The organism is Thermodesulfovibrionales bacterium (assembly GCA_035686305.1).
GTDB lineage: Bacteria > Nitrospirota > Thermodesulfovibrionia > Thermodesulfovibrionales > UBA9159 > DASRZP01.
In genome coordinates this window covers 1-10646 of sequence record DASRZP010000142.1, presented here as the reverse complement: position 1 = coordinate 10646, position 10646 = coordinate 1, and the positions used below count along the sequence as shown (strand labels likewise).

General features: G+C 50.2%; 11 protein-coding genes. 2 read left to right on the top strand and 9 right to left on the bottom strand.

Going from position 1 to position 10646, the window contains the following annotated elements:
* Positions 1 to 141: 141 nt before the first annotated feature.
* From VFG09_15315 to VFG09_15290, 6 genes are all read right to left on the bottom strand, one after another.
* Positions 142 to 1245, bottom strand: a complete 1104-nt coding sequence (locus tag VFG09_15315; protein ID HET6516521.1) for a GNAT family N-acetyltransferase — start codon at positions 1243 to 1245, stop codon at positions 142 to 144.
* 3 nt (positions 1246 to 1248) lie between these two features.
* A complete protein-coding gene (locus VFG09_15310; GenBank protein HET6516520.1) occupies positions 1249 to 2448 on the bottom strand; it encodes a pyridoxal phosphate-dependent aminotransferase family protein in 1200 nt (399 codons plus the stop codon).
* Positions 2439 to 3404 carry an NAD(P)-dependent oxidoreductase gene (locus VFG09_15305; protein ID HET6516519.1) on the bottom strand — a complete coding sequence of 322 codons (966 nt, stop codon included), beginning with the start codon at positions 3402 to 3404 and terminating at the stop codon, positions 2439 to 2441. Before VFG09_15305 ends, VFG09_15310 begins: the two co-directional genes overlap by 10 nt.
* A 42-nt stretch (positions 3405 to 3446) precedes the next feature.
* Positions 3447 to 4286 carry a zinc metalloprotease HtpX gene (gene htpX, locus VFG09_15300; GenBank protein ID HET6516518.1) on the bottom strand — a complete coding sequence of 280 codons (840 nt, stop codon included), beginning with the start codon at positions 4284 to 4286 and terminating at the stop codon, positions 3447 to 3449.
* Between the two features lie 83 nt (positions 4287 to 4369).
* Positions 4370 to 5455 (bottom strand): c-type cytochrome biogenesis protein CcsB, encoded by a 1086-nt coding sequence (ccsB, locus tag VFG09_15295; GenBank protein ID HET6516517.1) that lies wholly within the window; start codon positions 5453 to 5455, stop codon positions 4370 to 4372.
* A gap of 4 nt (positions 5456 to 5459) precedes the next feature.
* Entirely contained in the window at positions 5460 to 6899 is a 1440-nt protein-coding gene (locus VFG09_15290) for a cytochrome c biogenesis protein ResB (GenBank protein HET6516516.1), read from the bottom strand.
* Positions 6900 to 7040: 141 nt separating this feature from the next.
* On the opposite strand from VFG09_15290, the gene larC reads away from it, so the two are divergent.
* Together larC and VFG09_15280 are read left to right on the top strand one after the other, a co-directional pair.
* Entirely contained in the window at positions 7041 to 8210 is a 1170-nt protein-coding gene (gene larC, locus VFG09_15285) for a nickel pincer cofactor biosynthesis protein LarC (protein HET6516515.1), read from the top strand.
* Complete coding sequence (locus VFG09_15280) at positions 8207 to 8788, top strand: Eco29kI family restriction endonuclease (protein ID HET6516514.1); 582 nt, start codon at positions 8207 to 8209, stop codon at positions 8786 to 8788. The genes larC and VFG09_15280 overlap by 4 nt, the downstream gene beginning before the upstream one ends.
* 29 nt (positions 8789 to 8817) lie before the next feature.
* On the opposite strand, the gene VFG09_15275 is transcribed toward VFG09_15280, so the two are convergent.
* The 3 genes from VFG09_15275 to VFG09_15265 all read right to left on the bottom strand — a co-directional run.
* Complete coding sequence (locus VFG09_15275; protein ID HET6516513.1) at positions 8818 to 9690, bottom strand: hypothetical protein; 873 nt, start codon at positions 9688 to 9690, stop codon at positions 8818 to 8820.
* A 96-nt stretch (positions 9691 to 9786) separates the two neighbouring features.
* Positions 9787 to 10293 (bottom strand): IS3 family transposase, encoded by a 507-nt coding sequence (locus VFG09_15270; GenBank protein ID HET6516512.1) that lies wholly within the window; start codon positions 10291 to 10293, stop codon positions 9787 to 9789.
* A 158-nt stretch (positions 10294 to 10451) separates the two neighbouring features.
* A partial coding sequence (locus tag VFG09_15265; protein ID HET6516511.1) for a hypothetical protein occupies positions 10452 to 10646 on the bottom strand: 195 nt, incomplete at its 5' end.

Here is a 10646-nt window from a genome sequence, read left to right as displayed (position 1 = left end):
TCGCTTCCAATTGTTTTCTTTCCTCTCGGGTCAACACAATAGGCTCTTTTGGTCTACCAGTCTTCATCGGGCACCTTCCTTATCGTATAGGATACCCGAAAAGATAGCAATACTTATGCCAACTACTTACGACACACTACACTAGAGGTCCTTTTCATATATCCGGTATCTCTTGTAAAGGCTTCCACCGACCAACTCGACAATCCTCTGGACGGCGACATTGTCTTCAAGAATCCAGGAAAACTCTAACCGTTTATACCCTCTCTTCTTGATACCGTTAAATCCTTCCCGGTAGAGCAGGGCATCCACTCCCTTGTTTCGGTATTCCGGTCTTATCCCCAGGAGGAGAAGCCTCAGGTCCGTGATCTTTCTTGAGTAGTACAGGGCCTTGAGAATCGTAAGAGGATTGAGTCTCCCCTTCATATGCCTCAGTACAACGTTGAAATCAGGCAGGAGGCCAAGAAAGCCGACGGCCCTTCCATCGTCCTCAGCAATGAGGGTAAGGTCGGGCACCACGATCTGCTTCAGTCTCTCCCCGAGATAATGCAATTCTTCGTCCGTCAGAGGAATGAAGCCCCAGTTCTTCTCCCAGGCTGAGTTGTAAACCTCCTTGAATGCCAGCATCTCTTCGTCAAACCGTCTCTTGTCAACAGGCCTCACCCTCACTCCCCGTTTTTCCGCTATGGCCGCAACCCTGAGAATCTTATCCTGCAAATGCTCTCTCACATCGTGAATGAATGCGTAAAGGTCCTTTGCCTTCCGCAATCCGCACTTCTCCATGAGGTCATTGTAGTAGGCCGGGTTATAGGGGGTCATGAGCATCGGAGGCTCATCAAAACCGTCGATGAGAAAGCCGCATTCCTCATTTGTCGAAAAATTCATCGGGCCCCTCATCGCCTTCATCCCCTTCATCCTCAGTCTCTCTGAAACGGTGGCGAGCAATCCTTCGGAAACCTCACGGTCACGGATAGACTCATAGAATCCGAAAAAACCTACGGCCTCATTATGAAATGTGATGTGCCTGTCATTCAGGACTGATGCTATCCTTCCGACCGTCTTGCCCGCCCTCCTGGCAAGAAAAAAGTTCACCTCGGCATGCTTGAAGAAGGGGTTCTTTGGAGAAAACTGCTCCTTCATCTCCCCCCTGAGGGGAGGAGCATGGAGGGGATCTTTGGAATAGAGGGAATAGGGGAATTCGATAAAATCGGCGAGGCCCTTGCCCTTGTTAACCTCAACGATTTCCAAGGCTTACGGTATCAGCCCCATTGCCTTGCCAACCTTCTTGAAGGCATTGAGCACCTTGTCGAGTTGCTCATCCGTATGGGTTGCCATATAGCTCGTCCTTATGAGTGCCCTTCCTTCAGGGACAGCAGGACTCACAGCAACATTTGCAAACACACCTTCATCCTGAAGCATCATCGCCATCTTGAAGGCCGTCTCATTATTACCGACGAGAATAGGTATAATCGGCGTCTCGCTCGGTCCAAGCTCGAATCCGAGATCCTTGAGACCTGCCAGCATCTTTCGCGTATTTTTCCAGAGGCTTTCCAGCCTTTCAGGCTCATTCTCTATGATGTCCACGGCAGCACTTACGGCAGCAACAGAGGCAGGAGGCGGACTCGCACTAAAGATAAGAGAGCGGGCAAAGTGCTTAATGTAATGGACGACTTCCTCAGAACCCGAGATGAACCCGCCTATGGATGCAAGGGATTTGCTATAGGTTCCCATGATCAAATCAACTTCACCTTCAAGGCCGAAATGCTCGGCGGTCCCTCTGCCCGTCTTTCCCAGAACGCCGATTCCATGAGCATCATCAACCATAAGCCGTGCGCCATGGGCCTTCGCAAGCTCCACGACCCTGGGCAGATTCACGATATCCCCCTCCATGCTGAAGACGCCGTCAACGACGATGAGCTTTCCCCTCCCGTTGTTCTGCTCAAGAATTCTTTCAAGATCTGCCATGTCATTATGTCTGAATTTTCTCACCTCACCGTAAGACAGCCTGCAACCGTCGATAATACTGGCATGGTCCATCTTGTCGATAATCACGATGTCATCCTTACCGACAAGAGCAGAAATGACCCCGAGATTCACCTGAAAGCCCGTAGAAAAAATGAGTGCAGCCTCTTTCCTGATGAACCGCGCAAGCTTCTCCTCCAGTTCGACATGGATCGTCAACGTGCCGTTCAAGAATCGGGAACCGGCGCATCCTGAGCCGTACTTTCTGATGGCGCTCAGAGCAGCCTCTTTCACCTTCGGATGGTTCGTCAAGCCCAAATAATTATTCGAACCCACCATGATCATACGCCGGCCACCGATAGACACCTCGGGGTCCTGTGCGCTCTCAATAGTCCTGAAATAAGGGTAAAGGCCGACGGACATCAGTTCTTTCGCCTTGGTAAACCGGGTACATTTCTCAAAAATGTCAGTCGATTTCTTCACAGCCATTGATGAATCCTGTACCAATCTGCTGTCCATTTTATTCCTTCCTTTAACAGAACTTTGGGCATAAAACCATATTCTCTCTCCGCCTTCTTCGGATCGCACACCCAGAATGAATGACTCAGTTCCTTCATCTTATCCCTGTTAATGATCGATGTCCCCCTGCCGATTCCTTCTCCGATTCCTGCGACAAGACTCATGATGGCCTTCGGGATCCTTACCTTCAGGACCTTCGTGCCCAGTACTTCTCTTATCTCATTCATGATATCCTCGTTCGAGTAAACCATACCGTCCGACAAAAAATACACTCCGGTCGCAGCTTTTCTTGCCACCGAGGCCTCAATCAATCCCCTAACAAGATCGTCTATATAGAGAAGTGAATAATAACATTTTCCCCAGTAAGGATAAAAGCCCTTCTTGACCATCCGAAAAAAGAGATGGAAATCTCTGTCCCTCGGGCCATAAACGGCAGGCGGCCTAATGATCGTCACCGGGATCACGTCTCGGTGTCTCCATGTGGCACGTTCGCCTTCGAGTTTGGACCTGCCATAACTCGAAACGGGATTCGGCTCCATCGTCTCGATCGAGGGCTTACCATCGCTGCTCGGTCCTGCGGCTGCAAGGCTGCTGAGATAGACAAAGCGTTTCAATCGCCCCGCCCTCCTCGAAATAATCCTGAGAAGATTCTCTGTGCCTTTCGCATTGGCGCAAAAAAAATCTTCAGCTCTTTTCGCCTTTGTCAGCCCGGCAAGATGGAATACGTAATCGAAGTCAACCGGCAAGGACTGCAGGGAATCTTCGTCTTCGCAGTCTCCGTAAAAGATGCCAATATCAAGACCCTCTAGCCATCTCAGGCTGGAGGTCTTTCTGACGAGGCATATAACCCTGTAACCCTCCTTGACCAATCCATCCACGAGATGACTGCCGATAAATCCGGTAGCGCCTGTTACAAGGGCATTCATAGGTCGCCCTATTGTGAACAATTCGAACGCCAAGAGTCAAGACTAAAGGCTCATTGTGTCAAGGCGCGCGATTCTCTCTTCAATCGGTGGATGTGTGCTGAAGAGCCTAACGATCCCTCCCCCCGATAGGGGGTTCACGATAAACATATGTGATGTGGCAGGGTTGGCGTCCATGGGTATTCTTTGAGAGGCTGCGTTCAATTTGCGAAGTGCTCGTGAAAGGTACCGAGGGTTGCCGGAAAGCCGTGCTCCTCCTTCATCTGCCAGGTATTCCCTGGAACGGGATATGGCCATCTGGACAATGAGGGCCGCTATCAGCCCAACGATCATCATAACAAGAGCAGCCAAAGGACTCCCACCTTCGTCATCGTCGCCACGATGTCCAAAGATTGCCGTCCACTGCGCAATCTGGGCAATATAACTTATCGCACCGGCTATGGTTGCGGCAATGGTACCGATGAGAATGTCCCGGTGTCTCACACGGGAAAGCTCATGACCGATGACACCCGTCAGTTCCTCGGGGCTCAGAATCCTCATGATTCCTGTCGTCACCGCGACCGCAGCATGCTCAGGATTTCTTCCTGTGGCAAAGGCGTTCGGTTGGTCTTCTTCTATGACGTACACTCGGGGCAGGGGCATCTGGGCCTTCTGACTGAGCCTCCTGACAATGCCAAAGAGCTCAGGGGCCTCACTCTCGGTAACTTCCCGCGCCCCATACATTCTGAGAACCATCTTATCGCTGAACCAGTAGGCGAATACGTTCATCATAAAGGCCATAAGGAGCGCTATGGTCATCCCCTGTTTTCCTCCGAACGCGGCTCCGGCCCAAACAAAGATAAGGGTCAGAAGAACAAGCAAAACCACAGTCTTCAACGTGTTCATGCCGTCACCTCCTCATACCTGCTGAACTTCACAACCAATAGTAACGAAAAACCATTCCGAATTCAAATCATCGGTAAGGTCATTCACTCCGAACCGTAACTATGGAGCCCCGAAAGGAGCAGGTTGACGCCGAGATAGGTGAAAACGACCGCCACAAAACCAATAACAGCAACCATCGCGATCTTCTTGCCCCTCCATCCCCTGAGCAACCGAGCATGGAGATAGAAGGCATATACGAACCAGCTTATCAGCGACCACGTCTCCTTTGGGTCCCAACTCCAGTAGACCCCCCACGCCTGGTCTGCCCAGATCGCGCCGAATATAAGACCGCCGAGGGTAAAAATGGGGAATCCGATGGCTATGCTCTTGTAAGTGATTTCATCAAGGACGTCTGCCTGGACCGAAAAAGCGCCGACGACTTTCTTCAACAGGTAACCGTACCTCCAGCAGATGAAGAGGAAGGCAAGGGCGGCAAGAGAACTCACAGCAGAAACTGCTGGAGAAGAACTAAAAAAGGAGGCCTTGAAGAGATAGCTCTTGATGAGGCCCTCCGGGCCCTTTACCGCAACCTTGAAGGTGAGATAGTCCAGTCCCATCGCTGCGAGCAACACAACCAGGATGCCCAGTGCCAGTGTCCAGAATATGTAAGGGCCCTCTGTCCTTTTGTCGGTGGTCACGATCAGGTACATCAAGCCGGTACTGAAGGCCAGGGCAAAGGTTGAGTAGGCGATAAAGCTCATCACCACGTGTGCGAGCAGCCAGTTACTCTGAAGGGCGGGCACGAGGGGCTGAATCTCTTTGGACATCCCGCTGAGATCTATAAAGGCCAGTGCCAGGCCGGCTATCGGTGTTACAAAGGCGCCGAAGGATCTGTTCTTGTATCTGAATTCAATGAGCAGATACCCGAGGATGAGGCACCAAACGAAAAATATCAACGATTCATAGAGGTTTGTAAAAGGAGCAGCCCTCAGCCATCCCATCTGTCCTATGTTCTTAAATTCGATCCACCTCGCCCCTATCGCAAAGGTCTGTGCAACAAAACCGATTACCGTTACGATCGTGGCGGTCAGACCAATCTGAGATTTCCTGAACGCTAGATAGGTAATGTAGATAATCATGGCAAGGATATATGCCATTGTTGCGACTCCGAATAAGAATGAACTGTTCATAGCGTTATCTTCCCCTTTCCTTAGCTCTTGTCAAGAGATCCGCCACCTTGTCAATCTGTCTCTCAAAGGCCTGTCTGTTCTTGTTCGCACTCGCACCGATGACGACACGGGTACCGTTCTTTTCCTCTACCAGTCTCACCCATAGTCTTTTGTGGCTCATGAAAAAAGCGATGAAAAGGCCCACAGCCATAGCTACGCAGCCGAAATAGACTACCCAGACACCGGGGTCATTTCTCACCTGAAGACCGGTGTATTGAATACCCCAGATGTCACTGAATTCTACGGTGTTACCATCGGGGAGTCTCCATGTCTCGGGATGTCTCTTGAATATCCAGCCGCTGAACTTTCTGTTACCCCCTTCAGAGAAACTCACCAGGACAGCAGGGTTATTCATCTGCTCTGCATAAGTAAAAGGCCTGCCGGTCCTCTCATCAAGACCGAGGGCAGGAGAGAAGTCCTCGATCTTCCCCGTGAGTCCCATTCCGGGTATCGAGAAGGTATCGCCGAATCTGAGGTCGAGATTCGATGTCCTGCCATCCCTTGACGTAACCCTAAACATGAAAACGCTCTTCTGCATATCCTCCTGCAGAAGCCCGTAACTTGACTGATAGAAAGTCACGCCTTTATATTTCAAGGGATCGTTCACGACGATCTCTTTTTTCATGACCTCTTTGCCGTTCTCTATGACCGTAAGGAGACTCTTATAGGCCTTTGGCATATCACTGTTTCCATAGAAGTCGACTTGAAACTTGTCGCACCTTATCCCAAAACCGATTGGCCTTTCCTGATCGTTCCTCGTATAAGCAACGGTGGAGACCACACCCTCAGGGAGATTCAGGTATCCCTTAAACCCGAAGAATATTCCGATCAGAGCACCGGCAAGGATAATGAGGATACTGAAGTGGGTGATATACACGCCTAGCCTCGTAAAGTTGCCTTTCTGTGCATACAACTGGAAGCCATGGGCTTCACTCACTTCTGCAAGGTTGAAGCCGGCCTTCTTCTTGAGGGCCTCCGAGACCGCCTCCTTTGCCTTTTCGGGCTTCATCTTCAGCACAAACTCCTTCTTGATCCCAAATCCCTTGAAATGGTCCTCTGACAGAGGCTTTATAGGGTCCTTCACGACCTTCATGATCTTCGGCAAACGATCGACAGAGCAGATTACCAGATTCGCCGCGAAGAGAAGGAGGATGGTTACGAACCACCAGGAATGGTACATGTCCATAAATCCAAGACTGTCAAGGATTCTGTAGGTGGTGGGAGTTGCAGACTGGCCGAATAATTTCGTGAGAACCTTGATATTCTTTGCCGGCTCGGCGTTCTGTTCTATAACCGTTCCCACGATGGACGTAAGGGACAATACGGCAAAAATGATGACCGCGAGTTTAACAGAGGCCAGGAAATTCCATATCTTGTCTATAATCGTTTCCTTCTTTTTCTCCACGCCGGACTCCTTCTCGAAAATTTTACTATTGTAATACATTTTTCGAACATTTTACTATTTTCCTCGTCATCTGACATGGGAGTGAAAGGCAGATGAGCAGAATAATGGATAAATTGTTATGATTATGGAGATGAGGTCTCCGTGAAGACAGCCTACCTTGATTGTTCGACAGGCATAAGCGGCGATATGTGTCTTGGCGCCATCATAGATGCAGGCGTCCCCATTAAGGCTCTTTCTGCCGGCCTCAGACGGCTGCCGGTGAAGGGGTACAGACTTGAAACAAGAAAAGTGAAGAGGGCATCGCTGGCCGCTACGAAGGTTGATGTGATCCTTCAGAGATCATCGCAACCCAAGAAATGGAAAGACATTGAAACAATAATCAGGGGTTCATCTCTCTCCGATAAGATCAGAGAGCGCGGTCTGAGGATCTTTCAAAGACTTTTTGAGGCGGAGGGGAAGGTCCATGGCGAGGCGTATCATGAGGCACATCTCCACGAACTTGGTGCAGTCGATTGCATCGTTGATATCTTCGGCACGCTCATAGGGCTGGAGGTGCTTGGCATTGACAGGGTCTATTCATCGGCAGTCAATCTCGGAAGCGGTGTTGTCATGACAGAACATGGGAGACTGCCCGTTCCCGCGCCTGCCACCGCTGAGATATTGAAGGGTGTTCCGGTCTATTCATCGGGCATCCCTTTTGAGCTTGCGACGCCAACAGGTTCCGCCATCCTGAGAGAGGTAGCAGAGGACTTCACGAACATGCCTCTGATGAAGATCAAACAGACCGGCTATGGCGCCGGCAAGAAAGATATCACGGGAGTTTCGAATACCCTGAGGATTATCGTCGGGGAACAGGCATTGCAAGAAGGTCCGGGTGCCGTCCCCGGGGTGACGGTTCTCGAGACAGCCATCGATGACATGAATCCCCAGCTCTACGAATATGTCATGGAAAGGCTTTTCGATGCAGGGGCCCTTGACGTTTATCTCTCGCAGGTCATCATGAAGAAGGGAAGGCCGGGCATTGTGATGACCATCTTGTGCAACGAGGACAGGAGGACAGACATTGAACGTATCATATTCACTGAAACCACTTCAATAGGAGTGAGATATTACGTTGCGTCAAGAACCGTCCTTGAGAGAAGCAGCAAAGAAGTCGGGACAAAATTCGGGAAGATACGGTTCAAGGTTTCACAGATGCCCGATGGAACCGTGAAGCGGAGTCCGGAATACGAGGATTGCAAGAAGGCCGCGAAGGAATATGACGTTCCCCTCATTCGGGTAATGAGAGAGATGAACAGGATCAAGAAATGAAGTTCAACCCGGAAAAACATATTTTTAAGTCGCCAAAGGTCCGTGCCATAGTAAATGACGCAATCGACTTCCTGAATCAGACCCCCGCATATCAATTGCCGCCGCCGAATCCTTTTGTAGGCACCGGGGTTTACAGTATTTACTACATCGGCAGTTTTGACCTTTACAAGAAGATTGCTTGCGTAAATATCACCGAATGTACTCAGCCGATCTATGTGGGAAAGGCTGTCCCGAAAGGATGGCGGACAGCCCGTACAGAGAGTGAAGCCGACGCCACCCTGAACCAAAGACTGCATGAACATGCAAGGAGCATCAAGCACGCCGCCGGGTTAGATGTTACCGACTTCAAATGCCGTTTTATGATTTTGAAGGGTGAGGAGAGCAGTATGATTACGATTGTCGAAGCGGCCTTGATCAGGAGATACCGACCTCTTTGGAACACGGCTGTTGACGGATTCGGCAACCATGATCCGGGATCGGGACGATATGATCAAGCTAAACTGAGTGGGATGTCCTTCATCCCGGCAGGCCATGGGCCGAAAAACTCAGAGGGAAATCGCCGGATTTGGAACGGATAAAGGCCAAGATCGAAAAGGTCGTGAAATAACTACGGCTTTCTTAAAACAACCACCGCCTCGTAAAGCTGGTGCGAAGATTTCGCTTTGCCCACCCTGACATCGGATTGAATGATGCTGTTGCCCACGCGGGTAGCGCGGGGGATATCGATCTTCGTTAATTCCAAGCCTATGGACTCAGCGATCTTGCCAAAGTATTCGTCTGTCGGAATCATCACGCCTTGCAGTATGCTGTTGCCGATGACAACCAGCGCCGTTCCTCCAGGTTTCAACACGTAACGGATGCCTTCAGCGAACTTATAGCAGTCATTGAAATATGCTGCTGCATAGTTGGCCCACCCGTTGCCTCCATAAGGTTCCTTTTCGCCATTCAGGTTTCTGAGCATCTGCAACCTTTGTGCGATGTCTGTATGAGGCAAAGGAAAAGACAGGTCTAGCCGGTCCAAATCACGAACGGTCTGCCAGAACTTGCCGAAATTCAGGTTTTCGAGTTTTTTTAAATCGTCTGGGGAATTCGCGAAGCCAAGCCAATAAAGCTGAGGCCGCGTATTCCGGTTGTAGTGGTAGTTGTTCAAGTAAGGTGGGGAGGTAATTACAAGATCGACAGAAGCGTGTTGGAGATGCTTCTTGCAATGGAAAAAGGAGTCAGTGAAGATTTCCACATCTAGACTTTTGCTTTTCATATGCTCCTGCATCCATGCGATATCTTCCGCCATATCGGTTAGTTTGTCAATAATCGCCTTTGCCACGGGGAAGTCATGGATTTCATCCCGCCCCGCGCTTACGCGCCTGCCAAGGCTTGGTTCATAGGAATAGTTGGAGTAGCTGACCATCGTCGAAGCAAAGGCGAGCCGAAACAGGTCTCGAAGATTATCGTCTTCAATAGTGAGAATGAAGTCTTGCACGATCAAAACCTTATGAAGCACCTGAGGATTGTAGAAACTTGCTCTGGTCTTGAATCCTTTTGGTGGGACACTAGTAGGTGGAGTGACCCCCACAGGCTAGACACTAAGTGCCTCTGAGGTTAGCTGGGTCTGACGCGTTCTGGTTTCTTTGTTTGCCACCAGGGCTTCGTATTCGTTTGGTGGACAATAGCCCAGTGCCGAATGCAACCGTCTTTCATTGTACACTTCCTCGATAAAATAGGGAACCCGTTTCCTTACGTCCTCAAAGGTCTTATAGTCCCATAGGTACACCTCCTCGTTCTTCAGGGTTTTCATAAAGCTCTCCGCCTGAGCATTGTCGTAAGGGTTCCCCTTACGTGACATGCTGATCTGGAAGCCGGCGGCCTTCAAATCATCGACGTACTCGTGTGCGGCGTACTGCATACCCCTGTCTGAATGGTGAATGCAGCCTCTTGGGGGACATCTCGTCTCAATAGCCATCCGTAACGCCCCGCGGGTCAACTCCGTATCGATCCTCGTGGAGATCGCCCAGCCAACAACTTTCCGGGAGAAGACATCGAGAATGACCGCAAGATAGACAAGGCCGTCAGTATCCGGATATATGTGATGTCCGAGACGAACGCCTGGTTCACGCCCGTTATCTTTGCATCTCTCAACAGGTTCGGAGCGATCGGATACGGATGATTGCTGTCAGTGGTCACCACCCACCTTTTCTTGATCTTGCAGATCAGCTCCTCTTCCTGCATGATCCTCTGCACCCGCTATGTCCGATGCAATCTGACCGCGATGATATAGGGTATCGATCTCTCAGGGTTTTCAAGATGCTCAATGATATCCTTGCTGAAAAATCCACTGTCAGCTCTTAATAACCCTATCTTCTTGCCGGAAAGCTTCTCAATGGTGTCACTAAGAAAACCATGGAAGTTGTTTGCCGTATGTGCATCGCCTGATCTGAG